Annotated in this window: 24 protein-coding genes; 17 read left to right on the forward strand and 7 right to left on the reverse strand. The window is 66.2% G+C overall.

Features of this window, described 5'->3' with window-relative positions; genetic code table 11:
• The first annotated feature begins 38 nt into the window (after positions 1-38).
• The gene (locus ASB57_RS04835; RefSeq protein WP_057651024.1) at positions 39-1,439 is read left to right on the forward strand and encodes an MFS transporter; all 1,401 of its coding nucleotides are present in this window, start codon (positions 39-41) and stop codon (positions 1,437-1,439) included.
• Between the two features lie 76 nt (positions 1,440-1,515).
• Positions 1,516-3,189, forward strand: coding sequence for a Na/Pi cotransporter family protein (locus ASB57_RS04840; protein WP_057651026.1), 1,674 nt, complete (start codon positions 1,516-1,518; stop codon positions 3,187-3,189).
• A gap of 45 nt (positions 3,190-3,234) precedes the next feature.
• On the opposite strand, the gene ASB57_RS04845 is transcribed toward ASB57_RS04840, so the two are convergent.
• Positions 3,235-4,686, reverse strand: coding sequence for a hypothetical protein (locus ASB57_RS04845; protein ID WP_057651027.1), 1,452 nt, complete (start codon positions 4,684-4,686; stop codon positions 3,235-3,237).
• 168 nt (positions 4,687-4,854) lie between these two features.
• On the opposite strand from ASB57_RS04845, the gene ASB57_RS04850 reads away from it, so the two are divergent.
• The 4 genes from ASB57_RS04850 (at position 4,855) to ASB57_RS04865 (ending at position 8,188) form a co-directional block, all read left to right on the forward strand.
• Positions 4,855-5,676: a YggS family pyridoxal phosphate-dependent enzyme gene (locus tag ASB57_RS04850; RefSeq protein WP_231755341.1), complete on the forward strand. Its 822-nt coding sequence runs from the start codon at positions 4,855-4,857 to the stop codon at positions 5,674-5,676.
• Positions 5,676-6,539 (forward strand): pyridoxine/pyridoxal/pyridoxamine kinase, encoded by an 864-nt coding sequence (pdxK, locus tag ASB57_RS04855; protein WP_057651029.1) that lies wholly within the window; start codon positions 5,676-5,678, stop codon positions 6,537-6,539. The genes ASB57_RS04850 and pdxK overlap by 1 nt, the downstream gene beginning before the upstream one ends.
• A gap of 24 nt (positions 6,540-6,563) precedes the next feature.
• Positions 6,564-7,262, forward strand: coding sequence for a glutamine amidotransferase (locus tag ASB57_RS04860; protein WP_057651031.1), 699 nt, complete (start codon positions 6,564-6,566; stop codon positions 7,260-7,262).
• A gap of 107 nt (positions 7,263-7,369) precedes the next feature.
• Complete coding sequence (locus ASB57_RS04865; protein WP_231755435.1) at positions 7,370-8,188, forward strand: DUF817 domain-containing protein; 819 nt, start codon at positions 7,370-7,372, stop codon at positions 8,186-8,188.
• Positions 8,189-8,230: 42 nt separating this feature from the next.
• Here ASB57_RS04865 and ASB57_RS04870 read toward each other — a convergent pair whose 3' ends face one another.
• Complete coding sequence (locus ASB57_RS04870) at positions 8,231-9,130, reverse strand: LysR family transcriptional regulator (protein ID WP_057651034.1); 900 nt, start codon at positions 9,128-9,130, stop codon at positions 8,231-8,233.
• Between the two features lie 104 nt (positions 9,131-9,234).
• Here ASB57_RS04870 and ASB57_RS04875 point away from each other — a divergent pair, with 104 nt between their 5' ends.
• The 3 genes from ASB57_RS04875 to ASB57_RS04885 all read left to right on the forward strand — a co-directional run bounded on the left by ASB57_RS04875 (position 9,235) and on the right by ASB57_RS04885 (position 12,023).
• Positions 9,235-9,969 carry an SDR family NAD(P)-dependent oxidoreductase gene (locus tag ASB57_RS04875; RefSeq protein WP_057651036.1) on the forward strand — a complete coding sequence of 245 codons (735 nt, stop codon included), beginning with the start codon at positions 9,235-9,237 and terminating at the stop codon, positions 9,967-9,969.
• A 70-nt stretch (positions 9,970-10,039) separates the two neighbouring features.
• Positions 10,040-10,639 (forward strand): NADPH-dependent F420 reductase, encoded by a 600-nt coding sequence (locus tag ASB57_RS04880; protein WP_057651038.1) that lies wholly within the window; start codon positions 10,040-10,042, stop codon positions 10,637-10,639.
• A 175-nt stretch (positions 10,640-10,814) separates the two neighbouring features.
• Positions 10,815-12,023 (forward strand): arabinose transporter, encoded by a 1,209-nt coding sequence (locus tag ASB57_RS04885; RefSeq protein ID WP_057651040.1) that lies wholly within the window; start codon positions 10,815-10,817, stop codon positions 12,021-12,023.
• Here ASB57_RS04885 and ASB57_RS04890 read toward each other — a convergent pair.
• Entirely contained in the window at positions 12,014-12,973 is a 960-nt protein-coding gene (locus tag ASB57_RS04890) for a LysR family transcriptional regulator (RefSeq protein WP_082621972.1), read from the reverse strand. The genes ASB57_RS04885 and ASB57_RS04890 overlap by 10 nt on opposite strands.
• A 178-nt stretch (positions 12,974-13,151) precedes the next feature.
• On the opposite strand from ASB57_RS04890, the gene ASB57_RS04895 reads away from it, so the two are divergent.
• The 4 genes from ASB57_RS04895 to ASB57_RS04910 are packed head-to-tail and all read left to right on the forward strand — an operon-like array spanning position 13,152 to position 17,194.
• Positions 13,152-14,483, forward strand: coding sequence for an amidohydrolase family protein (locus tag ASB57_RS04895; RefSeq protein WP_057651041.1), 1,332 nt, complete (start codon positions 13,152-13,154; stop codon positions 14,481-14,483).
• Positions 14,484-14,497: 14 nt separating this feature from the next.
• Positions 14,498-15,706 (forward strand): arabinose transporter, encoded by a 1,209-nt coding sequence (locus ASB57_RS04900; protein ID WP_231755342.1) that lies wholly within the window; start codon positions 14,498-14,500, stop codon positions 15,704-15,706.
• A 26-nt stretch (positions 15,707-15,732) separates the two neighbouring features.
• The gene (locus tag ASB57_RS04905) at positions 15,733-16,500 is read left to right on the forward strand and encodes an SDR family NAD(P)-dependent oxidoreductase (protein WP_057651045.1); all 768 of its coding nucleotides are present in this window, start codon (positions 15,733-15,735) and stop codon (positions 16,498-16,500) included.
• A gap of 58 nt (positions 16,501-16,558) precedes the next feature.
• Positions 16,559-17,194, forward strand: a complete 636-nt coding sequence (locus ASB57_RS04910; RefSeq protein WP_057651047.1) for a glutathione S-transferase family protein — start codon at positions 16,559-16,561, stop codon at positions 17,192-17,194.
• Between the two features lie 63 nt (positions 17,195-17,257).
• Here the strand turns inward: ASB57_RS04910 and ASB57_RS04915 are convergent, their stop codons facing one another.
• Positions 17,258-17,974 carry an SDR family oxidoreductase gene (locus ASB57_RS04915; RefSeq protein ID WP_197424961.1) on the reverse strand — a complete coding sequence of 239 codons (717 nt, stop codon included), beginning with the start codon at positions 17,972-17,974 and terminating at the stop codon, positions 17,258-17,260.
• A gap of 180 nt (positions 17,975-18,154) precedes the next feature.
• Between ASB57_RS04915 and ASB57_RS04920 the strand changes: the two genes are divergently transcribed.
• Positions 18,155-19,072 carry a LysR family transcriptional regulator gene (locus ASB57_RS04920; RefSeq protein WP_057651049.1) on the forward strand — a complete coding sequence of 306 codons (918 nt, stop codon included), beginning with the start codon at positions 18,155-18,157 and terminating at the stop codon, positions 19,070-19,072.
• 52 nt (positions 19,073-19,124) lie between these two features.
• Here the strand turns inward: ASB57_RS04920 and ASB57_RS04925 are convergent, their stop codons facing one another.
• Complete coding sequence (locus ASB57_RS04925; RefSeq protein ID WP_057651051.1) at positions 19,125-19,871, reverse strand: IclR family transcriptional regulator; 747 nt, start codon at positions 19,869-19,871, stop codon at positions 19,125-19,127.
• 217 nt (positions 19,872-20,088) lie between these two features.
• Here ASB57_RS04925 and ASB57_RS04930 point away from each other — a divergent pair, with 217 nt between their 5' ends.
• The 3 genes from ASB57_RS04930 (at position 20,089) to ASB57_RS04940 (ending at position 24,024) form a co-directional block, all read left to right on the forward strand.
• Positions 20,089-21,063, forward strand: coding sequence for a tripartite tricarboxylate transporter substrate binding protein (locus ASB57_RS04930; RefSeq protein WP_057651053.1), 975 nt, complete (start codon positions 20,089-20,091; stop codon positions 21,061-21,063).
• Positions 21,064-21,075: 12 nt separating this feature from the next.
• Complete coding sequence (locus ASB57_RS04935) at positions 21,076-22,776, forward strand: thiamine pyrophosphate-binding protein (protein WP_057651055.1); 1,701 nt, start codon at positions 21,076-21,078, stop codon at positions 22,774-22,776.
• Between the two features lie 84 nt (positions 22,777-22,860).
• Positions 22,861-24,024 (forward strand): acyl-CoA dehydrogenase family protein, encoded by a 1,164-nt coding sequence (locus tag ASB57_RS04940; protein WP_057651056.1) that lies wholly within the window; start codon positions 22,861-22,863, stop codon positions 24,022-24,024.
• A gap of 41 nt (positions 24,025-24,065) precedes the next feature.
• Here ASB57_RS04940 and ASB57_RS04945 read toward each other — a convergent pair whose 3' ends face one another.
• Complete coding sequence (locus tag ASB57_RS04945) at positions 24,066-24,959, reverse strand: SDR family oxidoreductase (protein WP_057651058.1); 894 nt, start codon at positions 24,957-24,959, stop codon at positions 24,066-24,068.
• A 104-nt stretch (positions 24,960-25,063) separates the two neighbouring features.
• A complete protein-coding gene (locus ASB57_RS04950; RefSeq protein ID WP_057651060.1) occupies positions 25,064-25,942 on the reverse strand; it encodes an aldo/keto reductase family oxidoreductase in 879 nt (292 codons plus the stop codon).
• Positions 25,943-26,077: the final 135 nt, after the last annotated feature.

Genomic DNA, 26,077 nt, shown 5'->3' on the forward strand with positions numbered 1-26,077 from the left:
AGCATCGGCGGGTCTCAGGCTTTTGCGCGGTCATTCCCATGTCTTCTGCTGTCTATTCCCCACGTGGCGCATTGGCCGCCGCGGTGCTGGGCTTTGTCGTGGTGCTGCTGGATGTCAGCGTCGTCAACGTGGCGCTCGAAGCCCTGCGCCTTGAATTCGCCACCGACGTCGCCGGGCTGCAATGGGTGGTCAACGCCTACACGCTGGCCTTCGCTGCCTTGTTGCTGACCAGTGGCTCCCTGGGCGACCGCTACGGCGCGCGCCGGCTCTATCTGTGCGGCCTGGCGATTTTTACTTTGGCGTCGGCGGCTTGCGGACTGGCCGGCGACCTTGGCATGCTCGCGGCCGCGCGCGTCTTCCAGGGCATAGGCGGCGCGCTGCTGGTGCCGAACTCGCTGTCCATGTTGCAGCGGGCCTTCCCCGACAAGGTACAACGCAGCCGAGCGCTGGGCTGGTGGGGCGGGATCGCCAGCCTGTCGTTGGCCGCCGGGCCCGTAGTGGGCGGTTTCCTGGTGGAGCACTGGGGCTGGCGCGCCATCTTCGCCATCAACCTGCCGATTGGCGTGTTGGGTGCATGGCTGACCACGAAGTATGTGGCGGAGGATCCGCCGGGACACCAACGGTCCCTCGACTGGCCGGGGCAGGGCCTGGCGATCGTGGCCTTAACGGCCTTGACCGTGGCGTTGATGGAGGTCGGCGGCCTGGGCTGGTCCAGCCCATGGGTGTTGGGCGGCATGGCGGTGTGCGCGCTGGCCATCTTGGGGTTTGTCCACGTTGAAACCCGTAGCCGCGCGCCTATGTTGCCCCTGGCCTTGTTCCGGGCGCACGCGTTCACCATGGCGTCCTTGTCGGGTGTCGCGGTGAATTTCGGCTATTACGGGTTGATTTTCGTATTCAGCCTTTTTTTCCAGGTGGAGCAGGGACTGTCGCCGGCCGAGACCGGCTTGGCCTTCCTGCCGATGACGATGGTCTTGATGGCGGCCAATGTGGCGGCCAGCCGCCTGATCCTGCGGATGGGCGGGCGCTGGTTGATGGTGCTGGGCATGTCCATCGCGGCGCTAGGCTATCTGCTGCTGCTCACGGTCCGCGCCGACGGTGCCTACGTGTGGCTCGCCGTGCCGATGCTGCTGGCGGCCACCGGAACGGCGCTGACGGTGCCGACCATGACGAATATCACCTTGTCCTCGGCGGACGCATCGAGATCGGGCATCGCGTCCGGCGTGCTCAACTCCGCGCGTCAGATAGGCGGCTTGCTGGGTGTGGCGGTGTGCGGCTACCTGGTGCGCGACACGGCGCCGCAGGCCTTCATGGCAGGCATGCACCTGTGCGCGGCCCTGGCCGCGGCCTTGCTGCTGGCGGCCAGCGTCATGTGGTGGCGGCTGGCGGGTGCGGTGCAGGACGCGACCGCTCCGGTTTGCGGCAGCCAGGGACGGCGCTAAGATAGCCGCGCACGCTCCCGTGCCGTCGTCCGCGCCTGGCGGAAGATGCCCCCGCAGCAAGCCGAAGGACGTATCCATGTCTACCGCGATTGCCATCCTGGGTGGGGTCGGGCTTTTTCTGCTCGGCATGACCGTCATGACGGACGGGTTGAAAGCGCTGGCGGGATCGGCGCTGAGAACGGTGCTGGGCAAGGCGGCGGCGACGCCCTGGTCGGGCGCGTTTTGGGGCGCGATGGTCACGCTGCTGGTGCAGTCTTCCAGCGCGGTGACCATGACCACCATAGGCCTGGTCAGCGCCGGCATCCTGCCCTTCGCCAAAGGACTGGGACTGGTATTCGGCGCCAACGTAGGCACCACGGGAACCGCCTGGCTGATCGCCCTGGTCGGCGTGCGCGTGTCGCTGGCGGCTTACGCGCTGCCCATGATCTTCATCGGCGCCTTGCTGAAGCTGTTGGGCAAGGGGCGGCTGTCCGCGGCGGGCGGCGCCTTCGCCGGGTTCGCGCTGGTGCTGTACGGTCTGACCACCTTGCAGCAGGGCATGGGCGGGCTGGCGCAAAGCCTCAATCCCTCCGACCTGCCTGCCGTGCTTGGGATGACCGGCGTCAGCTGGCTGACGGGAACGGGCGGGCTGCTGATGCTGATCATCGTGGGCCTGGCGATGACGGCGGTCATGCAGTCGTCGACGGCCTCGACCGCGGTGACTATCGCATCTTTCTACGCGGGCGCGATAAGCCTGGAGCAGGGAGCGGCCCTGATCATCGGGCAGAACATAGGCACGGCCACCAGCTCCGCCTTGGCCGCGCTCGGCGCCAGTGTGACGGCCAAGCGCCTGGCGCTGGCCTACGTCCTGTTCAAGATCATCGCGGCGCTGATCGCCATCTTTACTTTCCCGTTCGCGGCGGCCTTGATGGGGCGGCTGGCGACGTCGATCGACGGTACCACCTTGCTGGCGGCCTATCACACGGCCTTCAACGTGGTGGGTGTGGCCGTGCTGTTGCCCGCGACCCAGTGGTTCACGCGCGTGGTCGAACGCCTGATGCCGTCGAAGGAGACGGCGGTGGAGCGGGTGCTCGATCGCAGCGCGCTGGCCAATCCGGTGGTGGCCGTGGAGGCGGCGCGTCGGGCGGTGGCGGAGGTCTTGAAAACGATGGCCGTCACGGTCGGGGCGGCGTTGTCAGGGCCCGGTGGCCCGCGCAATGTGCAGGGCACGGCCGCGGCGTATGAGTCGCTGGAAGACGCCCGGGATTTCCTGTCCGAATTGAATGCCCCGGCCGAAACGGAAAGCGCCGCCGACCTGCACCGCCTGACCAGTATCCTGCACGCCCTCGATCACGCCACGCGCCTGGTGGAGAACGTCGCGGCCGGACCAGGCATCGTTTCGTCCGGGCCAACGGCCGATGCCGCGCCGCTCGACGCGCAGGCCGCCGCCTTGTGCGCCAGAGCCATGGGCGAGATGGCGGAGGTCGCCGCGTCGATCACCGCGCAGCGCGCGTTGAGCGGCCGGGCCGACCCCGTCGCCTGGGAACTGTCGGCCGAGGCGCAGGCCGAGCTCGCGGAAATGGCGGACGCCACGCAGGCGCTGGACGCGCTGGAGCGCGAACATCGGGCCGCGACCCTGGCCGCCGTCACGCCCGGCAAGCTGACCGCCGCCGAAGCCCTGGCGCGTATCGACAACGTGAGACGGCTGGCCCGCATCGCCCACCACGCCTGGCGCGCGTCCGAGCACCTGCTTGGGCGGGCGGGCCACTGAGTACGCCTGCCTGACGCGTCAAAGCCCTCGAGGCGGGCAATCGTGTCAACGCGATGCTGTGGGATGCGCGGCGGCCGCGCTGGCCATATCGTCCACGTGGACCATCAGTTCGCGCACCTGGCGCAGGGTGGCGTATTGCTGCAGGACCGAGCGCCACTGCGCGGAGGACAAGAGATCGTCCCACACGGGCGCCAAGGTGGCCGCGTCGGCGGGGCCGTGTTCCGTCAAGCGGGCGGCGTAGGCCAGGCTGGCGGGCGCTGACAGTAGCTGCATGCGGCTGGCGGCGTTGAGCAGGCGTGGGCCTTCGTTGGCGGGTGCGTCGCAGCAATAGAGCACGGCATCGGCCATTTCTTCGTCTTGCGTGGGCAGGGCGCGCAAGGACGCGCCGCTTAGCTGCACGCTCCCTTGCTGGCTGGCGAAGGCGTAGCAAACCTGGTCGTCGGCCTGCGCGAGCAGGCGCAGACCGCGCCGCAGGCGAGGGTAGTCGGTGGTGGCCGCGTCGATCGAGGATTTGGCTTCGGCGACCAGGCAGATGTCCCAGGCTTCGGCTGGCGCGCGGCGTAGCAGCACGACATCCCATTCCGTCTTGGCCCGGTCCGCATTGCCCGCGAGCGCCGCAGGCACGCGCAGCGACGTGGCGACGCGGTAGGCGGATGCGTCGCCGTCGGCTTCGCCCAGCCGGCGCGCCCATGACTCCAGCGCTTGCGCGGCCAGGGCTTCGACGACGGCGCCGCGCCGTTGGGTCGTCTTGCCCAGGGCGGCTGCCTGGGGGCTGCCGGAACGTGGGCCCAGCTGTTCCCACAGCGCGTCGTACTGGCGCACCTGATCGTCGCCGGCGAGCGTCGCGAGTCTTTGCAGCCTGGCCAGGGCGGGATCGTCCAGCAGCCTTGCCAGGCCCCGCGCGATGGGCGCGGCGGGTTCGAGGTCCGGGGTGGCCAAACATAGGCGCGCGCCGTCGGCCAGGGCCGCCCAGTTTTCCAATGCCGCATCCGCATGCAGGCGTTCCAGCTGCTCGCGCAAGGTGCCGGGCGGCAGGCGTTGCCGCTTACCGGGATGAGCGACGGCATTGATACCAGCCAGGACAAGGCGTCTGTCCTGGTCCGCGTGCGCCGACAGGGACGCGTACTCGCGCACGCGAGGGACGCGGTGCCGCAACACCATGGCCTGGAACGCCGGATCGCCATGCACGGGGCGCAGTGCTTCCTGTATCAGGCGCGCCAGGGCGTCAAGAAACGCGTTCTTCAATGTGGTATCGAGCGTTACGGCGCGCGGCAGCGCAAGGTCAGGCGCGCGTGTGGGGGCCGGCGCGGCGCCATCCTGCAAGGCGACGCGCGCGCGCTCGATGACCAGGGCCAACTGCGCCGCGGGATGGCCGGCGTGCGTGGTCGCCGCGTCGGCCGCATGCGCCGGCGCGGCCGCGATTCGATAGCGCCGGTCCAGCGCGCCCAGTATGGCGGCGAGCTGGCCGGGGCGCGGTGTCGAGGCGGTCGAGGGCATGGCAGCGGGACGCGACGGGTGCGTCGAGGGTGGCGGGCGGCTTGGCGTCGGCAAATAACGGCGCCTTGTCTGGCGTGGGGCCAGTATACCGAGCGGGTGATACATTTATGCCGGTGGCGCCCGGGCTCTCCGCGCGCCATCCGCATTCAAGTATCGAGGCGCGAGCAAGTGAACCCCGTCACCCCTTTGGACACGTCCACGCAGCACGACCAGCACGGTCTTTGGCCCCAGGCCGAGTCCGTGGAAGATTTCCGGCGCAATATCGCCGTGGTGCAGTCGCGCATCGCGGCCGCGTGCCAGCGCGTCGGGCGCGATCCCGCGGGTGTGCGCCTGCTGCCCGTCAGCAAGACCAAGCCGGAGGCGACGCTGCGCCTGGCCTACGCCGCCGGGTGTCGCGACTTTGGCGAGAACAAGCCCCAGGAGGCTTACGGCAAATGGGAAGCCATGGCCGACCTGACGGATCTGCGCTGGTCCGTGATCGGCCATTTGCAGACCAATAAAGCCAAGCTGGTGGCGCGCTTTGCCGCCGAGTTCCAGGCGCTGGACAGCCTGCGCCTGGCGGAAGCCCTGGACCGGCGCCTGCAGGCGGAGGGACGTTCACTGGACGTGTACGTGCAGGTCAACACGTCGATGGAAGACAGCAAATACGGTCTGAACCCCGACGACGTGGCCCCGTTCCTGCGAGCCTTGCCGGCATTCTCTTCACTGCGCGTGCGCGGTTTCATGACCCTGGCGATGCTGTCGGCGGAGGCCGCGCGCGTGCGCGAATGCTTCGTGCGCCTGCGCGAATTGCGTGATCGCCTGCGCCAGACCGCGCCGGCCGGCATGGCGCTGGACGAACTGTCCATGGGCATGTCCGGCGACTATGAAATCGCCATCGAGGAAGGCGCCACCATCGTGCGGGTCGGTCAGGCGATCTTCGGCGCGCGCTCCACACCCGACGCCCACTACTGGCCGACGGCCGGGGCAGGCGAGGGGGAAGGGCGCTGATGGACGGCTTCGACCCGACCTTGAGCGGCACGGCGGCGCCGCTGCTGCCTTTGCCCATCGACGTCGTGTCGGTGCAATCGCAGGTCGTCTACGGCCGCGTGGGCAACAACGTAGCGCTGCCCGCGCTGGCCGGCCTTGGACTCACCACGGCCGCCGTTCCCACGGTGGCTTTCAGCAATACGCCCCACTATCCGACCATCCATGGCGGCGCCATTCCCATCGAATGGTTCGAGGGCTACCTGCGCGATCTGTTCGCGCGGGATGCGCTGGGGCATCTGCGGGCGATCCTGGCGGGCTATATGGGCAGCGTGGAGCAGGTGCGCGCCTTGGGAGCCTGGATCGAACAGGTGGTCGCCGCGCGGCCGGACGTCCAGGTGGTCGTCGATCCCGTGATCGGGGACTACGACAGCGGCGAATACGTCAGTCCCGGCATGGTCGACGCCTACCGCAAGCACCTGTTGGCGCTGGCGGATGGCATGACACCCAATGGGTTCGAACTGCAGCGCCTGACGGGCCAGGCGGGCGCGGACATCGCCGAAGTGGCGGCGGCCGCGCGCACGCTGCTGGTCGGCCGCATGCAATGGGTTACCGTAACCAGCGCCGCGCCCATGACGTGGGCGCCGGGCGAGATGGCCGTCGCCGTGGTGACGCGGGACCGGTACGAGGTGTTCAAGCATCCTCGCATCGAGGCCACGCCCAAAGGAACCGGCGACCTGTTCAGCGCGGCCGTGACCGGCCGCCTGGTGACGGGATCGACGATATTCGAAGCGGTCGCGGCTGCCTGCGATCAAGTGGTGGCGGCCTTGCGGTTGACGTTCGACGCGCGCAGCGCGGAACTGCTGCTGCCGCGCGCCATGGTTTAAACGATATTCACTGGAGTTCAAGGTATGAGTAAAACGGCTTTGGCCATACGCCACGTCGCCTTCGAGGATCTGGGTATCTTCGGGCCCATGCTGGCCGAGCGTGGCTATGCCGTGCGCTATCTGGACGCGGGTGTCGACGTGCTGAACGTGGACACGCTGACCGAGCCGGACCTGGTGGTGGTCCTGGGCGGCCCGATCGGTGTTTACGACACGGACAGCTATCCCTTCCTGGTCGCGGAACGGGAAGCCATCGCCGCCCGCCTGCGGCAATACAAGCCCACCCTGGGTATCTGCCTGGGCGCCCAGTTGATGGCGCGGGCCCTGGGCGCCGAGGTGGCATCCACCGGGCGCGCCGAGATCGGCTACGCCCCGCTGACCTTGACGGAGGAAGGCCGGTCGTCGGTGCTTGCCGGCCTGGGTTCGGTGCCGGTGCTGCATTGGCACGGGGATCAGTTCAACATCCCGAATGGTGCCAGCCGCCTGGCCGAGACGCCGGGCTTTCCCAACCAGGCTTTCGCCATCGGTCCGCATATTCTGGGACTGCAATTCCACCTGGAAGCCGATGACCAGCAGATCGAACGCTGGTTGATCGGGCATGCCCACGAGTTATGGACGCGGGGCATCGATCCCCGCACGATACGCCGCGACGCGGCCAAGTACGGTCCCGAACTCGCGGCCGCCGCACGTGGGGTGTTGGCGGCATGGCTGGGCCAGCTGGGTTGAACGCGGCGCCCGCCGGCGGGCGCGGTAAATAGGGACGCTGCTATCATGGCGGCCTGTCGAATCCCACGAATGGTCGTATGAGCCTGTCATCCCTGGATCGTGTCTTGATGCAGCCGGCGCTGCGGCCCGCGACCACGGGCTGGCGACTGGGCGTGCTGGAGTTTCTGTACTTTGGCATCAAGGAAGCCCGCGCGTGCCTGTTCGCGGGGCTGTTCTTCGCCGGTGTTTTTCTGATGCCGCGTGGGGAAACGCTGGGCATCCCCCGCTACGATCTGCTGTTGATCTACGCCTTGGCGATCCAGGTGTGGATGCTGTGGGCGCGGCTGGAGACGGTGGACGAACTAAAGGCCATCTGCCTGTTCCACGTCGTGGGTTTCGCCCTTGAGGTCTTCAAGACGTCGCGTGGCATGCCGTCGTGGACGTATCCGGATTTCGCGTACACCAAGCTGTTCGGCGTGCCGCTGTTTTCCGGCTTCATGTATGCGGCCGTGGGCAGCTACATCATCCAGGCCTGGCGGCTGTTCCAGTTGCGTGTGCGGCACCATCCGCCGTTCTGGATGTCCTGGCTGGTGGCCCTGGCGATTTACGCGAATTTCTTCACGCATCACTATATCGGCGATTACCGCTGGTTCATCACCGCCTGCGCGGTGGGCCTCTACGCCAGGACGATGGTGATTTTTCGGCCTTTGCACGAGGACCGTCGCATGCCGCTGCTGGTCGCCTTCGTGTTGATCGGCTTCTTCCTGTGGCTGGCTGAAAACATCAGCACCTTTTTCAAGCTGTGGGCCTATCCCAATCAACTGGGCGCATGGTCGGCCGTGCACCTGGGCAAATGGAGCTCGTGGTCCTTGCTGGTGATCATGACCTTCACCATCGTGATCAACCTCAAGCACATCAAATCGCACGTCCACGTGGCGCGGGATTGAATCGCAAGGCAGGCGCTTACTCGCCGACGATCGCGGGCGGGTCTATTTGCCAGTCAGATTTCCGATGAGTCTCAGCAGACTGGCTTCGCTGGAAGACTCTTCCTCTCCCCGCCGGCGCGACACCATGAACGTCAGGGGACGCAGATGCCAGGCCCGCCGTTCCAGTTCAACGAGACGTCCCTTCGCAAGATCGTCCGCGACCAGATGTTCCGGCATATGGCCCCAACCCAGGCCGCCCACGAGAAAATCGTGTTTCGCACCCAGGTCGTTCAGCAGCCATTGGCGCTCCCCGGCGACCGACATCTGGGTCTTCTGCGCGTCCGGCTGATTGTCGGTGACGACAAGTTGAACATGCCGGCGAAATTCGTCTATCGGTATCGCAGCCGCATCGGCTGCCAAGGGATGGCTCGGCGCGCAGACAGTCACCATTTGCGTATCGCATAGCCAACGCCTTTCAATGGCGCTTGGATTGACTTCCGGGACGTCAATGATCGTGATCGCAAAGGAGCACTGTCCGTCCAGCACCAAACGCTCGCCTCCCTGCATGGTCGTCATACGCAGATTGATCGAGGTCGTGGGGGCATCGGCCTGGATCTTTCTTAAACACTCGACCAGGTGGGCACGCGGGAAATAGACATCCACGGCCATTGAGATCTGCGGCACCCCGGTTCTGGCGATCGAGCCGGAGCGATTCTTCATTTCTTCCGTACGCGCGATCACCGCACGGGCGTCGGGCAGGAGGCTGCGGCCCGCGGCACTCAGCTGCGCCTTGCGCGTGTTTCGTTCGAAGAGCTCGACGCCGAGGGCGCTCTCAAGCGCGGTGATCGCATGGCTTATCGCCGACTGGGCACGTTTCAGCTCCCGAGCCGCGCCCGAAAAGCTCCCTGCGTCGGCAATGGCCACGAAGGCACGGAGCTGATTGATGGAAACGCTGTCGAGCATATATCTATAAAGTAGATCGAACTTAGCGAAATTAAGTCAATTGTCCTCATGAGTCAACGGCGTCATAGTCCGATCATTGTGATTCCAAGGAAAGGACACGTGAAATGACAAGACTGAATGGAAAGACCGCCGTTATCACTGGCGGCGCGACCGGTATTGGCCTCGCGGCTGCAGAGCGCTTCATCGACGAAGGCGCGTTCGTTTTTATCTTCGGCCGGCGGCAGGACGCGCTAGACACCGCCTTGGCCAAGCTCGGCTCCAACGCCCGCGCGGTGAAAGGCTCGGTTTCCGATGAGGATGATCTCGACCGCCTTTACGCAGCGGTGAAGGCAGAGCGTGGCTGCCTCGATATCGTGTTCGCCAACGCGGGGGCGGGTGGCCCGCTGCCGCTCGGCCAGATCACTGCCAGGCACATCGACGATACCTTCGACACCAATGTGAAAGGCACCATTTTCACGGTCCAGAAAGCGCTGCCGTTGATGGGGGCCGGTGGCTCGATCATTTTGACCGGCTCTAGCGCCGGCACCACTGGCGCGCCGGGTTTCACTGCCTACAGCGCGAGCAAGGCTGCCGTTCGTAACCTCGCGCGGACCTGGGCGGAGGACCTGAAGGGAACTGGCATTCGGGTCAATGTGTTGTCGCCTGGAGCGACCGCGACCGAACTCGCGAAAGAAGCGCTGGGGGAAGAGGGCCAGAATGCCTACGGTGCGATGACTCCGCTTCAGCGCATGGCCGATCCCGCGGAGATCGCTGCGGCAGCCGCATTTCTCGCGTCACAGGACAGCAGCTTCATGACTGCCAGCGAAGTCGCCGTTGACGGCGGCCTGGCCCAACTCTGACGCGCATGCCCACGGCGCTCCGCCGCATTTACGGCGCGCGGCTGGGTTCATCAACCATAAGGAGAAACTCATGAGCTATGCAATCATCGGCTTCGGAAAGATCGGTCACGCCCTTGCCAGGGCGTTCGCTCGCAAGGGCATTGAAGTCTCCGTCGCAACCACCCGCGCGCCGGAGAGCTTTGCGTCCGACGCCGCGGCCATTGGCCCCGAAGTCATCCCCGCGACACTGGCGGATGCCCTCAAGGCGGACACGATCTTTTTGGCGGTCCGCTACGAGTCTCATCCCGAGGTCGCGAAGGCGCTCTCCACCTGGCAGGGGAAGACCCTCGTCGATGTGACCAACACCTATGGTGTGCCCCCCGAGGAACTGGACGGGCTGCCTTCCTCCAAGTACCTGGCGAGGTCCTTTGCCGGCGCAAGGCTGGTCAAAGGCTTCAATCACCTGGGCGCCTCCGTCCTGGACCAGGATCCCGCGGTGAAGGGCGGCAGAAGAGTGGTGTTCCTGGCGAGCGACGATGACGATGCGGCAACAGACATCGCCGCGCTTGCGGAGGAACTCGGCTTCGCGCCGATCAAGCTTGGCGGGCTGTCCGAAGGCGGACTGCTGGTCCATTCGCGCGGAAAGGTCTGGGGGCCGTTGATCTTCAAGGACCTGATCAAGTTCAGCTGAGCTTGCTGGGCGGCCTGCTGGAGGAAATGCTGAGGTTTTTTTTGCGAGTGCCCTGCGACCGGCGGGCAGGTAGGTGCCATGTTCGATGAGCCACGAGTGCTGCCACGATGCAGCCGGAGGCGTGGCGCAAAACGCGACCAGGAATGCGAATAGAAAACGCGATGGATCAATCGTATTGTTTTTTACGACGAATTCGTCGCATTTTCTAATCACATCTCCTACGAACATGACACTTCTTCCAATAACCCTGGCCGTCTTCATCGGCTTCCTGACCATAGGCATGCAACTGCCAGTGTTGCCGCTGCACCTGCACGACACCCTGGGCATGGGCACGCTGGTCGTCGGCCTGGTGGTCGGCGCGCAGTTCGCCGCGGCCTTGCTGTCGCGGTCCTGGGCCGGCAATTTCGCCGACATGCGCGGCCCCAAGAAAGCCGTAATAACCGGGCTGGTGACGGCATCGGCCTCCGGCCTGGCCTATCTGGCGTCGCTGGCCTTCGTCGCGCAACCCGCGCTGTCAGTCTGGATCCTGGTGCTGGGGCGCATGCTGCTGGCGCTCGGCGAAAGCCTGATCGTCACCGGCGCCCTGGGCTGGGGCATCGGCCTGCTGGGTCCGCAAAACGCCGGCAAGGTGATGGCCTGGAACGGCATTGCCATGTACGCGGCTTTCGCGGTGGGCGCGCCAGTGGGCGTGGCCATCAACGCCCATGGCGGTTTCGCCGGCATCGGCGCCGGTACGGTAATCATTCCACTGCTGGCCCTCACCGTGATCGGTACCGTCAAAGGGGTCGCGCCGACGTCGAACCGGCGCACGCCGTTCTACAAGGTGCTGAGCGCCGTGTGGCAACCGGGCGTGGGCCTGGCCTTGTCCAGCGTGGGCTTCGGCGTCATCACCGCCTTCATCTCGCTGTTGTTCGCCGCCAGGGACTGGGGCAATGCATCGCTGGCCTTCACGGTGTTCGGCATCGCCTTCATCGGCGCCCGGATCTTCTTCGGCCACTTGCCCGACAAGGTAGGCGGCGCCCGCGTGGCGCTGGTGTGCGTGGTCATCGAAGCGGCTGGCCAACTGCTGATCTGGGGCGCGGACAGCGCCACCATGGCTTACCTGGGCGCGGCCTTGACGGGATTCGGCTATTCGCTGGTCTTTCCGGGCTTCGGCGTGGAGGCCGCAAGGCGCGCTCCGCCACAGACTCGCAGCCTGGCGATGGGCGCCTACGTGGCGTTCCTGGACATCTCCCTTGGCGTCACGAGTCCGTTGGCCGGCGCGCTGGCGGGCGCTTATGGCGTGGCGTCGGTTTACCTTGCCGCCGCGGCCATGGTCGGCCTGTCGTTCTTCGTCGCGCTGTCACTGCTGTTGGCCAAGGTGAATAAGGTGCGTCATGCCTGACGCCGGCCGCCCGGCTTGACCTTGGCGGGCGGCCTGGGCCGTTGACCGTGGCTGCCGCAGATCTCCACGCAGAAGTCGATGAAGGCCTCGACCGCCGCCGGCGGCAGGCGGCGCGAAGGGCGCACGATGTACAGCGGGAAGGTCTCGCCAGGCCAATCGGGGAAGAGGTCGACCAAGGCGCCGCTGGCGATCAGCGGCTCCAAGCCCAAGGCCAGGACCTGGGCGATGCCGGCCCCCGCCAGGCAGGCGTTGACCATGGTTTCACTATCCGTGAAGGTAAGCCGCCCCCGGGTGTCGACCCGCTGCACTTCCTTGCCGCGGTGAAACTCCCAGGGAAAGGGCCGGCCCCGTTGCGGATCGATGAACTGCATGCAGTCGTGGGCCGCCAGTTTCTTCGGGGTCTTGGGCACCCCGTGTGTGGCCAGATAAGCCGGCGCCGCAACCGTGAGCACCCGCGTGGTCAGCAGCAGACGGGACGACATGCCCGACGACACCTGTTCGCCGAAACGCACGGCCACGTCGATGCCTTCGGCGATCAGGTCGCGCGCTTCGGCGGGCGACACCCACAGCAGCTCGACGTGGGGATGGCGCGTCTGGAATTCCGGCAGGCGTGGCGCCAGCACCTGGCGCGAGAAGATGGGATTCAAGCTGACCCGCAAGGCCCCGCGCACCACGGTGGCGGCGCCGGCCACCGCATTGGCCGCTTCCTCGATGCCCGACAGATGGGGCGCGGCCAGATCGTAGAGGCGGGCGCCTTCGCTGGTCAGCCGCAGCGCGCGCGTCGTGCGTTCCAGCAGGCGGATGCCGATGCGTTCTTCCAGCCGCGATACGGACCGGCTGACGCCAGACGCGGACAGCCCCAAGGTTTCACCCGCCTTGGTGAAGCTGCCGGTCTCGACCACGGCGGCCAGGACGCTCATGCCCGATAGGAGTCTGCCGTCAAAGCTCATGCCCAGCACCTTTGAATTTAAGCAAAAATGATTTGAGTTCCTCTATCTTAATCAAAAGTTCTCGGGCGCCTATCGTTCCGACACCGTGCCAACAGCGACGCAGCAGGACGCGCGTCGCGGCGGCTTCCGGCTCCCCGGGAGACGCACCGCGTTGGTACGTAATCAATCGGAGAACTTCATGGATCAAAACCCACGCACCCTGTTCAAAGGCGGCATCGTCGTGACGATGGACGCCGGTACGCCCCATCCCACGGTGGGCGACGTCCTGGTCGAGGGCGATCGCATCGCCGCGGTCGGCGTCGACCTGCCGGCCGCGGGCGCCGAGGTCATCGAAGCCGCGGGCAGCATCGTCATGCCGGGGCTGATCGACGCCCACCACCATGCGTGGCTGGGGGTCATGCGCCGGCTCATGCCGGACGTCGACGATCTGTTCGCCTATATCGACGTGGTGGCGCAGCAGCTGGGGGCGCATTACCGTCCCCTGGACATGTACCTGAGCACCCGGCTCACGGCGCTGGCATCGCTGGATGCGGGCATCACCACCATCGTCGATGCCTGCCATAGTTCGCGCAGCCCCGACCATACGAACGCGGCCCTCGATGCCCTGGCGGGCTCCGGCATACGCGCGCTGCACATGGTGGGCGCCGCGATGGACAAACAGGCATCCAGCGCGCATCTGCCTGCTGACCTTGAGCGCCTTGCACGCGGCTGGAACACGACGGACAGCCTGGTGCGCGTAGGCCTGTTCGGCCAGTTGAACCTGGACTGGTGGAAGGTGGCGCGCGGCCTGGACATGTCCATCCTGACCGAATTCATCGGCGATCTGGCCACCTTGGGGCCGCAGTTCGCCGAGCCTGGCGTTCTGGGTCCGCACAATATCTTCAACCACTGCACGCGGATTCCGGAGGCGACCTGGCAATTGTTCGCGGATCGTGGCGTCAACGTGACGGTCAATCCCCGGTCGGATGCCTTGTTCGGCTTCGATGACGACGGCTTTGCCTGGCAGCAGGCGGTGAGCCACGGCTTGAAGCCGGCCCTGGGCATAGACCTGGATACGGCTTTCGGCAGCGATATGTTCGGTGAGATGCAGGCCCTGTTCGGCCATCAGCGCGCCGCCATGCGCTATCGCAGGTTTCGGGGAGAGCAGGACGTGCCCGTGCCGGTCACCGTGCAGGCGGTGCTGGAGTCGGCCACGGTGAATGGCGCGCATGTAGCGGGGCTGTCGTCGCGGGTCGGCACGCTGACCGTCGGTAAGCAAGCCGACATCATCATGGTGCGTACCGAGGGTGTCGGCGTGTTTCCCGTCAACGATGTCATCGGCACCCTTGTGCAGGCCGTGGACAGGGCCGACGTCGATACGGTGATGGTGGCGGGGCGCTTGCGCAAACGCGGCGGCAAGCTGCTGGACGTGGACCTGGGGAAATTGAGCGCAGAAGTGCTTGCATCGCGCGATTACCTGGTCGATGCGAGTGGCTACCGGGCCCCTGTGGCGCCGGTCGCCGCGGTCTGAGCGAGGTGCCGAGCATGTCTTCAGCCACCATGAAACCCGGCGTGGAAGCGGGCGCCGGACTCGCGTCCGGCACCCCGGCGCGCCCCTCCTTGCCTGTCATCGCGGCGTTGTTCGCCGGCTATCTGGCGGTAGGCCTGCCTTTGCCTGTCATGCCCCTGTTCATCCACGAAAAGTTGGGGTTCAGCACCTTGATCGTGGGCCTGGTAATCGGCATCCAGTTCGTCGCCACCGTTCTGGCGCGCGGCTACGCAGGCCATGTCACCGACAAGCGCGGCGGCAAGCGTTCGGCCTTGCAGGGCGCGGCATTTTGCGTCCTGGCCGGGCTGCTTTATCTCTTTGCAGCCATGCCCGCGCTGTCGCCCGTGGCCAGCCTGGCCGCGGTGGTGGCGGGGCGGCTCGCGGCCGGGCTGGGCGAGAGCCAGTTCGTCACGGGCTGCGTGTCCTGGTCCATCGCGTCGGTGGGACCGCAACGGGCCGGCATGTCCATGTCCTGGACCGGTATCGCGATGTTCGCGGCGCTGGCCATCGGCGCACCCGTGGGGATGGCGCTTTACCAGGCCTGGGGCCTGCCGGCCACCATGATCGCGTGCATCGTCGCGCCCTTGCTGGCGCTGGCCATCATGCTGGGCGCCAGGTCCTACGCGACACCAGGCGGTGTCCGCCTGTCTTTCCTGCGCGTCGTGGGTCAGATCTGGCGGGAAGGGCTGGGCCTGATGCTGCAGGGGGTAGGCCTGGCCGGCCTGACCACCTTTGCATCGCTGTACTTTGCCTATCGTCAATGGGGGCATGCCGGCCTGGTCATGACGGCCTTCGGTCTGGGCTTCATCGCCGTGCGCCTGCTGCTGGGCCATCTGCCTGACCGCATCGGCGGCTACCGGGTCGCGCTGTGGTCGCTGGTCGTCGAAGCCATCGGCCAGCTGATGGTGTGGGGGGCCGCGCAAGAATTGCTGGCCTTGGCCGGCGCGCTGGTGACGGGGCTGGGCTGCGCCCTGATCTTTCCCGCGCTGGGCGTGGAAGCGCTCAAACGGGTGCCGCCGGCCAACCGGGGCAGCGCCATGGGGGCTTTCGTGGCCTTCCTCGATATTGCCTACGGCGTCGCGGGACCGGTCGCAGGCTTCATCGCCGGCCAGGCGGGCTACGCCGCGGTGTATTTCTTCGGTGCCGCGTGCGCTTTGCTGGGCGGTATGCTGGTGCGTGGCGCCCATGTCCGTGCTGTCCGATAACCATCGATTTCCAACAGGAGCAATCCATGTCTCGTATCTTCATTTCCGGATCGTCCACGGGCCTGGGACTGATGGCCGGCCAATTGTTGGCCAGCCAGGGCCACCAGGTGGTCCTGCATGCGCGCAATGCGCGAAGGGCCGACGACGCGCGGCGCGAACTGCCTGATGCGCAGGCGGTCGTCGTCGGCGACCTCGACACCATCGCGGCGGCCAAGGACGTCGCCGCGCAGGTCAACACGCTGGGGCGTTTCGACGCCGTCATCCACAATGCGGCGGTCGGCTATCAGGAGCCTCAGCGGCGCACCGCCGATGGCCTGCCGCATGTGTTCGCCATCAACACCTTGGCGGCCTACATCCTGACCGCGCTGATCGAGCGGCCGGCCCGGCTGGTCTACCTGAGTTCCGGCATGCACCACCACGCGGACGCCAATCTTGACGATATCCGCTGGGAGCGCCGCCGCTGGAGCGGGTCGACCGCCTACGCGGAGAGCAAGCTGCATGACGCGATGCTGGCTTGCGCGATGGCGCGGCGCTGGCCCAAGGTGTTGTCGAATGCCCTGGAGCCAGGGTGGGTGCCGACGAAGATGGGCGGGCGTGGCGCGCCGGACGACCTGGATCAGGGCCACTTGACCCAGGCCTGGCTGGCGGCCGCCGACGATCCGAAGGCGCGCGTCAGCGGCCAGTACTTCTATCATCTGAAACCCATGCAGTGCAATCCCCAGGCGGCAGATCCCGAATTACAGGACGCACTTATCGAAATTTGTGCGAATATCTCGGGCGTTGCTCTGCCGTGATCAATCTCCCGGATCCCGGGAAACGGCGGGCCTGGTCTCTTTGGAGCTTTCGTACGCGATGAAATTCGAGCTGATAGGCATGTTGGACTCGCCCTATGTGAGGCGGGTGGCCATTTCGATGCAGGTCATGGGCTTGCCTTATACCCATCAAGCCATCTCGGTGTTTCGCGGATACGACGCTTTCAAAGCTATCAATCCCGTGGTGAAGGCGCCCACCTTGATCACGGAAGACGGGCAGGTGCTGACGGATTCGACGCTGATCCTGCAGTATCTGGAGGCCCTGGTCCCCGAGGAACGCCGTCTGGTTCCCGAGGATCCCGAAGCACGCCTGCCCGTGCTGCGCCTGACGGGTCTGGCCCTGGTGGCCAGCGAGAAGGCCATCCAGATTGCCTATGAACGCAATCTGCGTCCCAAGGACAAGCAGCACGAGCCGTGGGTGGAGCGGGTCGAAGGCCAATTGCGCGCCGCCTTCGACGAGATCGAGAAAGACCTCAGCGAATCGCCGCTGGTGTGGGCCATGGATTCGGACGAGGCGCCGGTGGAACTGGACGGCATCAGCATCGCCGTGGCGTGGCATTTCACCCAGCGCATGTTGCCGGGTCTGATCGCACCGGAAGACTATCCCTTGCAGGCGGCCTGGTCGGCGCTGGCCGAGGAACAGGAAGCGTTCCAGGCCGCGCCGTATTCGGACTGAGCGGTCGGGGCCGTCGTTGGCGTCGCGGCGGTGCAGCGGTAATTGAGCCGCGCCCACGTGCCTTCAGCGCAAGGCGTAGCCGCCATCCGCGAACAAGGTGCTGCCGGTCATGAAGCCGTTGGTCAACAGGAACAGTGCCGCCTGGGCGATGTCGTCGACGTGGGCGACCTGGCCCAATAACGTCGCGCCCCGGTAATGCGCATAAGCCTGCTCGCGTAGCGCCTGGGGCCGCCCGCGCCAAAGTTCACTGTCGACCGTACCTGGCGACAGGGCGTTGACCCGCCGCGGCGCCAGCTCCGTCGCCAGTCCGCGCGCGAGTCCTTCGATGGCGGCATTGGCGGCGGCATAGCCGGCGCCGCCTTTGATGGGCCGCGCGCTGGCGGCACCCGCCATCAGCAGGATGGAGGCGTCCGGCGCCAGTTTTTCCAGCGCCGCGTGGGCCGCCCAGTACTGCGGCCAGAACTTGCCTTCGAAGGGACTGCGCGCCAGCGCTTCATCACTGTCGGCGAATCCGCCGACCGCATAACTGGTCCCTGGCGTAAAGAGCATGTCCACCTGCGAGAGGTCCTGGAAGAAGGCCTGCAGCGAACGGCTGGACGTGGCATCCACGGTGGTGCCCCGCGCCGACGCGGGCAGCGTGCGCAACGCGGCATCCAGCCGGTTCGCGTCGCGTCCGCCTATGACGACGGCGATGCCGCGCGCCGCGGCCAGTTGCGCCGTGCGCAGGCCTATGCCCGAGCTGCCGCCTATCACTACCAGTGTCTTTTCCTTGGCCATCATCCTGCTCCCGGTTCCTTGATCCACAAGGGGCGACTGTAGGCGGGATGCGCGCGACAATGCCGCCTCTGCGGGGGAGACATAATGTTGCGTGGCAGCATGCCAAGCGGCACCACATGAATCTTCGCGGATGCATGCGAGTCACTGTTGCAGCGCAAAGCGCAAGCCAGACAAGGAACAGGTATGAACAACGATGAGTCGCTGGCCGGCATCCGGGCCTTCGCGGCAGTGGGCGAACATGGCAGCTTCACCCTGGCCGCGCGGGCGCTGCGGGTATCGCGCACGGCGGTCAGCAAAGCCATCGAACGCATGGAGGCGCGCCTGCAGGTGCGCCTGCTCGAACGTTCGACGCGGCATCTGGCGCTGACCGAGGAGGGACAGCGCTTCCTGGCCCATTGCCGCGAGGTCATGGCGGCGCTGGCGCGTGCGGAAGCATCGGTAGCGGCACGGCCACGCCGTCTGGCGGGCCAGGTCCGCCTGAGCGTGCCGCCCATGTTGGGACGCCGTTGGGTGCTGCCCGTGCTGGCGACGCTCGCCGAACGGCACGAAGGGCTGACTTTCGATGTGTCATTCGCCAGCCGCGGCAGCGAGCTGGTCGAGGAGGGCGTGGACCTGGCGGTGCGCGTGGGCACCTTGCCGGACCGCGCGGAACTGGTGGCGCGCCGCCTGGGCGCCCAGCCGACGGTACTGTGCGCGTCGCGCGCCTACCTGACCCGGCGTCTGGCGCCGTCGACACCGGCCGACCTGACCGGGCACCGCTGCCTGACGGATAATCGGCGCGGCAGTTGGCAGATGGAAAAAGGTGGCGCGTCGGCGGAGCAGGGCGACATCCCGGTCAACGCCGTGATGTGCCTGCACGATACCGGCGCCTTGTTCGACGCGGTCGCTGGCGGCATGGGCATCGCCCAATTGCCGCTCTGGCTGGTGGAGGAGTCGCTGCAGACTGGACTGTTGCAGCGAGTCATGCCCGACCACCGCGCCGCGACCCTGCCGATTCACGCGGTATGGCCCCGTGGCCGCCACATGGCGCCGCGCGTTCGCTGCGTGATCGACACGCTGGCGGCGGCATTCGCCAGGCATCCGCAATTCGCCATGCCTTGACGCCAGGGGGCTTCAAGCAACCTCAACAAAGATCAACAGACACCAACATCCTTCAAGGATCGACGGCCTGATGCCGCGCCAGGTCTGCCAGGACCTTGCCCAGCACCTTCACGTGCTTGTCCCAGGCCGCCTGCATCCGCCCGATGGGTCCCACGATGGACAGCGCGTACCATTTCCCCGCCAGCGAAAACGGCGCGGCAATGGCAGCCAGGTCGGGCACGCTTTCCCCTATATTCGCCGCCCAGCCCCGTGCGCGGCTCAATTCCAGGTCCTTGAGCAGCGCTTTCTTGCTGGTAAGCGTGGCGCTGGTCAGTCCCTTCAGCGGCAGGCTGTCCAGCACCCCCTGTAATTCTTCCTCGCCCATGGCGGACAACAGGGCCTTGCCCAGCGAATTCGAATGCAGGCCGCGCGCCTCGCCGGCCTGGGCCGTGTAGCGGATGGCCTGGGGCGAATGCGCGCAGTCCAGGTAGATCACCTGCATGTCCTCGCGCGTACCCAGCACCGCCGTTTCACCGCTCTCGTCGCGCAGCCGTGCCAGGTAAGGCCGAAGAATATCCAGGATGGGATCCTGGACGTCGATCGCCGCGCAGATCCCCATCAACTTCTTGGTGGGGTAATACGTGCGCTTGCGGGTCTGGTACAGGTAGCCGCGCGTGACCAGGGTGCGCACCAGCGCCAGGGTGCTGGACATCGGCGCCGCAAGCGCCTGCGCCAGTTCCGTCAATGACAGGGCCTCGCCCTTGTCCGCATAACACTCGAACAGGTCGAGCGTGCGGGCCACCAGTTTTACTTCCGACATGAAGCGATCCTGAAAAGCGTGCGCGCCGGCAGCGGCGCGCCTTTGCCCTGATTCTACCGAAATTCATGGGGATGAATAAATATTCACCATTAAGAATTTCGTGTGATATATTTTTTCGCGTCGGGGTCGGCTCGGCAGAGCCGGCTCATAAGAACAGGCGCCCTATAAGGGTCGCGACCAAGAGCGCGGCCCGCAAAACGACACCGAGGAGACAAAAATGATCTGGCGTTCCAGGAAGGTGGTGCTGGCCCTCAGCTTGAGTTTGATGCCCATGACGGCGGTCATCGCCAAAAACAACTTTCCCGACCAGCCGATCCGGCTCCTGGTCGGCTATTCCCCGGGCGGGTCGGTCGACATCGTGGCGCGGGAGTACGCGCAGCAGCTCGGGCGCCTGCTCAAGCAGTCCGTGGTGGTGGAAAACCGCGGCGGCGCCAGCGGGACGATCGCCGCGCAGGCCGTGGTCCGGGCACCGGCCGACGGCTACACCCTGTTCTTCACGGCCAGTCCCACGTTGACCGTCACGCCGGCCATCCAGAAGACCTCCTTCGATCCGGTGAAGGATTTCCAGCCGGTGGCGGCCGTGGTCAGCTACACCAACGTCTTGCTGGTCAGCGCGCAGTCCCCGTATCGCGACGTGCAGGCCCTGGCGGCGGCCGCCAAGGCCAACCCGGGCAAGCTGACCTATGGGTCGGCCGGCATCGGTTCGTCCAATCACCTGTCCGGTGAGCTGTTCGCGGATAACGCCGGCATCAAGCTGACGCACGTGCCCTACAAAGGCAACGCGCCGGCGCAAGGCGACCTGATCGCGGATCGGATCACCATCCTGTTCGACTTGAATACCACGGCCAAGGCCCTGGTCGACAGCGGGCGGGTGCGGGCGCTGGCGGTGACGTCCGCGCAACGCAATCCCATGTTCAAGGACGTGCCGACCATGGTCGAGGCCGGTTATCCGAAGTTCGTGTTCGACGGCTGGCTGGGCATCCTGGCGCCGGCCGGCACGCCGGCCGACGTGGTCAAGACCCTGTCCGACGCCACCCAGAAAATACTGGCGGAGCCGCACTTCCGCGAGCAGATGCAGGCGTCGGGCTACACCCTGATGCCCGGCACGCCCAAGGCGCTGGGCGAACGGGTGGCGCGGGAAGGCAAGCAATTCGACGATCTGGCCGAACGCGCCAATCTTCGCCAATTCTAAGGGAGCGTGTGTATGTCGAAATACCTGGCAGGCCATCTGGTAGCGGACTTCCTGGCGCACAACGGTGTGGATACGGTGTTCGGCATCATCTCCGTCCACAACATTCCCATCATGGACGGCGTGACGCTCAACAAGACCATCCGCATGGTGATGACTCGCGGCGAGACAGGCGCCGCCCATATGGCCGACGGCCTGGCGCGGGCGACCGGCAAGGTCGGCGTGGTGATCAGCAGCACGGGACCCGGCGCGTCGAACGCCGTGCCCGGCCTGGTCGAGGCCAGATTCGCGGGCACGCCCTTGCTGCACCTTACGGGGCAGAGCGCCACGGCGCACCTGGGTCGCGATACCGGCGCGGTTCACGATGTGCCCGATCAGTTGGGCATGTTGAGCGCCGTCAGCAAGAAGGCCTATCGCGTGGAAACCGCGGGCGACACGCTGGCCGTCTTGAAACAGGCCTGGGCCGACGCGCTGACGGCACCGGCGGGTCCCGTCAGCGTGGAGATTCCCATCGATATCCAGCGCAGCGTCGTGGACCGGCCCGTGCATGCGCAAGACTGGCTGGCCCCGGCGCCACGCGTCGCGGAACCCGCGGCCGCCGACGTCGACGCGCTGTTGCGGGCGCTGCGTGGCGCGCGCCGCCCGATGATCTGGGCGGGCGGTGGTGCACGTGACGCGGGCCGTGAGCTTGCCGCGCTGGTGGACATGGGGGTCGGCATGGTCACCAGCTGGAACGGCCATGGCGTGGTCAGCGATGACCGCCCGGAAAACCTGGGCGGACTGAACGGGCCAGGCAGTCCCGCGGTGCAGGCGCTGTACGAACAGGCGGATCTTCTGCTGGTGGTCGGATCGCGCCTGCGCGGGCACGAGACCCTGGATCACAAGTTGAAGCTGCCCGCCAGGCTGGTCAGGATCGATGTGGACAGCGCCGCGCGGACGCGCGGCTACCCCTGCGAGTCCTTCGTCCACGGCGACGCGGCCGCGACCTTGCGGCAAGTGGTCAGCCGGCTGCGTGAGGAGCCGCTACAGCTTGATCAGGCCTTCACGGCGGCCGTACGCGCCGCCAAGACGCGCGCCATCGAGGACTTCAAACAGACCCTCGGACCGTATGCCGACTTTGCATCTCAGCTGCGGGCGGTGATGCCCGCCAGCGCGGTATTCGCGCGCGACATCACGCTGAGCAACAGCACCTGGGGGCATCGACTGTTCCCGCTGCACGATCAGCGCCAGAACATCTATCCGGTGGGCGCGGGCATCGGCCAGGGCCTGCAACTGGGCATAGGCGCGGCGATCGGCAGCAAGGACCGCAAGGTGGTGGTGCTGACCGGCGACGGCGGTTTCTTCTTCAACATGACGGAGATATGGACGGCGGTGCAGGAGGCCGCCGACATGGTGATGATCGTCATGAACGATGGCGGCTACGGCGTCATCAAGCATATGCAGGACGCCATGTGCGAGGGCCGCTACGCGCACAGCAATCTGCTGGCGCCGGATCTGCTGAAGCTGGCGGAGCTGGCCGGCATGCAAGCCTGGCGGGTCAGCCGCGCCGAGGACTTCGGCAAGACGGTCGAGCACGCGCTGGCCGTGCAGGGGCCCACCCTGGTGGAAGTCGACATGCTGGCCATCGGACCTTTCCCGCCTTACTACCCTTACTCCGCGATGATCGCCGCGGCCAGGACGGCGTCAGCCGAGCCGGCCACGGCGGCAGGTGGATGACATAGACGCAACACCCGGCACGCGCGCTGCCAGTGCCGCGCGCGTGCCGCCTTTTTCCAAAACCCAAGTCAGCAGGATGCAGCAATGGATTTCCGTCTGAGTGACGAGCAAGAGCAGATCAAGTCCGCCATCGAACGCTTGTGCGAGCCTTTCGATGACGATTACTGGTTCAAGAAGGATAAGGAGGGCGGTTTCCCCTTCGACTTCCACCAGGCCCTGGCGCAAGCCGGCTGGCTGGGCATCGCCATGCCGCAGGAATACGGTGGCGCCGGCCTGGGCATCAGCGAAGCGGCCTTGATGATGCACACCATCTCCGCCACCGGCGCGGGGCTGTCGGGCGCGTCCGCGGTGCACATGAATATCTTCGGCCTGCACCCGGTGGTGGTGTTCGGCAATGACGAGCAGAAGCAGAGGTGGTTGCCGGCGCTGATCGCGGGCAAGGACAAGGCCTGCTTCGGCGTCACCGAGCCCAATACGGGCTTGAACACCTTGAAGCTGAAGACCCGCGCCGTGCGCCAGGGCGATCATTACGTGGTCACCGGGCAGAAAGTGTGGATCTCCACCGCGCAGGTGGCCAACAAGATTCTGCTGCTGGCGCGCACCAAGCCCATCGAAGAGTGCAAGGGCAGTGAAGGGCTCAGCCTGTTCTATACGGACCTGGACCGGAGCGCCATCGAAGTCCACGAGATCGAGAAGATGGGCCGCAAGTGCGTCGATTCGAACCAGCTGTTCATCGACAACCTGCGCATACCCGTCGAGGATCGTATCGGCGAAGAGGGCAAGGGCTTCAGCTACATCCTGCATGGTCTGAATCCGGAACGCATCCTGATCGCCGCCGAAGCGGTGGGCCTGGGCCGCGCCGCCTTGCGCCGGGCCGCGCAATACGCCAACGAGCGCGAAGTGTTCGATCGCCCGATCGGCAAGAACCAGGGCATCCAGCATCCCCTGGCCAAGTCGTGGATGGAGTTGGAAGCCGCGTACCTGATGGTGCAGAAAGCCGCGTGGATGTACGACCAGAAGGAGCAATGCGGCGCGGAAGCCAACAGCGCGAAATTCCTGGGCGCCGAAGCCTGCTACCGGGCGTGCGAGAACGCCATCTTCACGCACGGCGGCATGGGCTACGCCAAGGAATATCACGTGGAGCGCTACCTGCGCGAGGCATGGATACCCCGCCTCGCGCCGGTCAGCCCGCAGATGATCATGAGCTTCATCGCGGAAAAGGCCCTGGGACTGCCGAAGTCCTATTGACCGTGGTCCGACCGGGCGCCGGTGGCCATTGCTGCTGGCGATTATGCCGCCGGTATCTCCAGCCGCTCCAGATCGGCCAGCAGCTTGGGCCCCGTCGGGTTCCAGCCCAGCGCCGCGCGTGTCTGGGCGCTGGACGCCGGCAGGTCCATGCCCGCGAACATGGCCATCCAGCCGAAGTGCGCTGCTGCCTGTTCAGGGGCTATCGACGCGGTGGGCAGCTTCAGCACGCGGCCGAGCACTTCGCAGATATCGCGCACCGCCACGCCTTCCTCGGCGACCGCATGATAGCGGGCGCCTGGCTGCTGTTTTTCGATGGCCAGGCGATAAAGACGAGCGACGTCCAGCACGTGGGCCGCCGGATAGCGGTTCTGGCCTTCACCGACATAGGCGACGACGCCTTTGTCACGGGCGATGCCGATGAGCGGCGTGATCAGGCCTTGCCGGGTGGTGTCATGCACCTGGGGCAGACGCATGGTGATCACGTTGATGCCCTGGGCAGCCAGGGCGGCGCCGGCCTGTTCCGACAGCTTGCGCGGATTCGGATGCTCGAAGTTCACCACGTCTTCGGTGGCGGGCTGGCCGTGCGCGCCGGAGCCCATGCCGGTTCCCGACGTGATGATGATGGGGCGATCGGAGCCGACCAGGCCGCTGCCCAGCGCCGCGATGGCACGTTCGTCCTTCTCGCAATTCGCCACGAAGTTGGAGAAGTTGTGATCGAAGGCGCAGTGGATGACGGCATCGGCTTGCGACGCGCCGTTGCGCAGGCTGTCCAGGTCCTCCAGGTCGCCGCGGTGTACCTGGGCGCCGGCGGCGGCCAGCGCTTGCGCACCGGTATCCGACCGGGTCATTCCCAGCACCTGGTGGCCGTTGACTATGAGTTCCTTGACGATGGCCGAACCGATGAAGCCGGTAGCGCCGGTAACGAAGACACGCATGGTTGATTTCTCCTGAGTGCGATGCGAACACCGTCACTGTCGGCTTAAACGCACTCAGGAAAAAGTAGTGACGTTATACAGGTATAGAAGCTAACAGGCTGGCCTCAGCCCTGCGCTTCCTGCGCGATGCCTTCCAGCGCGGCCAGCGCGTCGTCCGGCAGATCGAGGTCGCCGCTGGCCAGGTTCTCCTGAAGATGGCCGACCGAGGACGTGCCGGGAATCAGCAGGATGTTGGGCGAGCGGCGCAGCAGCCAGGCCAGGGCCACCTGCATGGGCGTGGCGTTCAACTGTTTGGCCACGTCGGACAGGGTGGCCGATTGCAGCGGGCTGAAGCCCCCCAGCGGGAAGAACGGCACGTAGGCGATACCGTCCCGGGCCAGGGCGTCGATCAGGTCGTCGTCGTCCCGATGCGCCAGGTTGTACTGGTTCTGCACGCACACGATGTCGCAGATGGCGCGGCCCTGCGCGATCTGCTTGGCGGTGGCGTTGCTCAGGCCGATATGCCGGATCAGGCCTTTCTGCTGCAAGCCGGCCAGCACGGACAGGGTCGGCTCGATGTCGCCTTCGGCGGGACCATGGACGTCGAACATCAATCGCAGGTTGACCACATCGATCACATCCAGGCCCAGATTGCGCAGGTTGTCGTGGACGGCGGCGGTCAGGTCTTCCGGTGAAAACGCCGGCTGCCAGGACGCATCGGCGCCGCGCTTCGCGCCTACCTTGGTGACGATGCGCAGGGTGTCGGGGTAGGGCGCCAGGGCCTCGCGGATCAGCTGGTTGGTGATGTGAGGGCCGTAGAAATCGCTGGTATCGATGTGGTCGACACCCGCTTCGATGGCGGCGCGCAGGACCGCCAGCGCGGCCGCCTTGTCCTTGGGCGGACCGAAGACACCCGGGCCGGCCAGCTGCATGGCGCCGTAGCCGAGGCGCTTCACATCACGGCCAGCCAGCGGGAAGGTGCGGGGGTAGGGATTGCGGGACATGGACAGGTCTCCTGGTGAGGTCGTCTGGAGTGGATGTTGCGTTGACACTAGCCGTGTCAGCCATGACGACAAGATAAACACTCTGGCGGCCGTTGATAATCCCGTACAATCCGTACGGGCTGTGCGGAATAGAGA

The sequence above is a fragment of the Bordetella sp. N genome, assembly GCF_001433395.1.
GTDB lineage: Bacteria > Pseudomonadota > Gammaproteobacteria > Burkholderiales > Burkholderiaceae_B > Bordetella_C.

Excerpts from the sequence above, each read along its gene's own strand:
- ASB57_RS04840 (WP_057651026.1), top strand. The coding sequence starts at position 1,516 with ATGTCTACCGCGATTGCCATCCTGGGTGGGGTCGGGCTTTTTCTGCTC.
- ASB57_RS04875 (WP_057651036.1), top strand. The coding sequence starts at position 9,235 with ATGACAAGACTGAATGGAAAGACCGCCGTTATCACTGGCGGCGCGACC.
- ASB57_RS04880 (WP_057651038.1), top strand. The coding sequence starts at position 10,040 with ATGAGCTATGCAATCATCGGCTTCGGAAAGATCGGTCACGCCCTTGCC.
- ASB57_RS04910 (WP_057651047.1), top strand. The coding sequence starts at position 16,559 with ATGAAATTCGAGCTGATAGGCATGTTGGACTCGCCCTATGTGAGGCGG.
- ASB57_RS04865 (WP_231755435.1), top strand. The coding sequence starts at position 7,370 with ATGCAGCCGGCGCTGCGGCCCGCGACCACGGGCTGGCGACTGGGCGTG.
- ASB57_RS04860 (WP_057651031.1), top strand. The coding sequence starts at position 6,564 with ATGAGTAAAACGGCTTTGGCCATACGCCACGTCGCCTTCGAGGATCTG.
- ASB57_RS04870 (WP_057651034.1), bottom strand. The coding sequence starts at position 9,130 with ATGCTCGACAGCGTTTCCATCAATCAGCTCCGTGCCTTCGTGGCCATT.
- ASB57_RS04950 (WP_057651060.1), bottom strand. The coding sequence starts at position 25,942 with ATGTCCCGCAATCCCTACCCCCGCACCTTCCCGCTGGCTGGCCGTGAT.
- ASB57_RS04940 (WP_057651056.1), top strand. The coding sequence starts at position 22,861 with ATGGATTTCCGTCTGAGTGACGAGCAAGAGCAGATCAAGTCCGCCATC.
- ASB57_RS04925 (WP_057651051.1), bottom strand. The coding sequence starts at position 19,871 with ATGTCGGAAGTAAAACTGGTGGCCCGCACGCTCGACCTGTTCGAGTGT.
- pdxK (WP_057651029.1), top strand. The coding sequence starts at position 5,676 with ATGGACGGCTTCGACCCGACCTTGAGCGGCACGGCGGCGCCGCTGCTG.
- ASB57_RS04920 (WP_057651049.1), top strand. The coding sequence starts at position 18,155 with ATGAACAACGATGAGTCGCTGGCCGGCATCCGGGCCTTCGCGGCAGTG.
- ASB57_RS04935 (WP_057651055.1), top strand. The coding sequence starts at position 21,076 with ATGTCGAAATACCTGGCAGGCCATCTGGTAGCGGACTTCCTGGCGCAC.
- ASB57_RS04890 (WP_082621972.1), bottom strand. The coding sequence starts at position 12,973 with ATGAGCTTTGACGGCAGACTCCTATCGGGCATGAGCGTCCTGGCCGCC.
- ASB57_RS04930 (WP_057651053.1), top strand. The coding sequence starts at position 20,089 with ATGATCTGGCGTTCCAGGAAGGTGGTGCTGGCCCTCAGCTTGAGTTTG.
- ASB57_RS04915 (WP_197424961.1), bottom strand. The coding sequence starts at position 17,974 with ATGATGGCCAAGGAAAAGACACTGGTAGTGATAGGCGGCAGCTCGGGC.
- ASB57_RS04835 (WP_057651024.1), top strand. The coding sequence starts at position 39 with ATGTCTTCTGCTGTCTATTCCCCACGTGGCGCATTGGCCGCCGCGGTG.
- ASB57_RS04845 (WP_057651027.1), bottom strand. The coding sequence starts at position 4,686 with ATGCCCTCGACCGCCTCGACACCGCGCCCCGGCCAGCTCGCCGCCATA.
- ASB57_RS04945 (WP_057651058.1), bottom strand. The coding sequence starts at position 24,959 with ATGCGTGTCTTCGTTACCGGCGCTACCGGCTTCATCGGTTCGGCCATC.
- ASB57_RS04895 (WP_057651041.1), top strand. The coding sequence starts at position 13,152 with ATGGATCAAAACCCACGCACCCTGTTCAAAGGCGGCATCGTCGTGACG.
- ASB57_RS04900 (WP_231755342.1), top strand. The coding sequence starts at position 14,498 with ATGTCTTCAGCCACCATGAAACCCGGCGTGGAAGCGGGCGCCGGACTC.
- ASB57_RS04905 (WP_057651045.1), top strand. The coding sequence starts at position 15,733 with ATGTCTCGTATCTTCATTTCCGGATCGTCCACGGGCCTGGGACTGATG.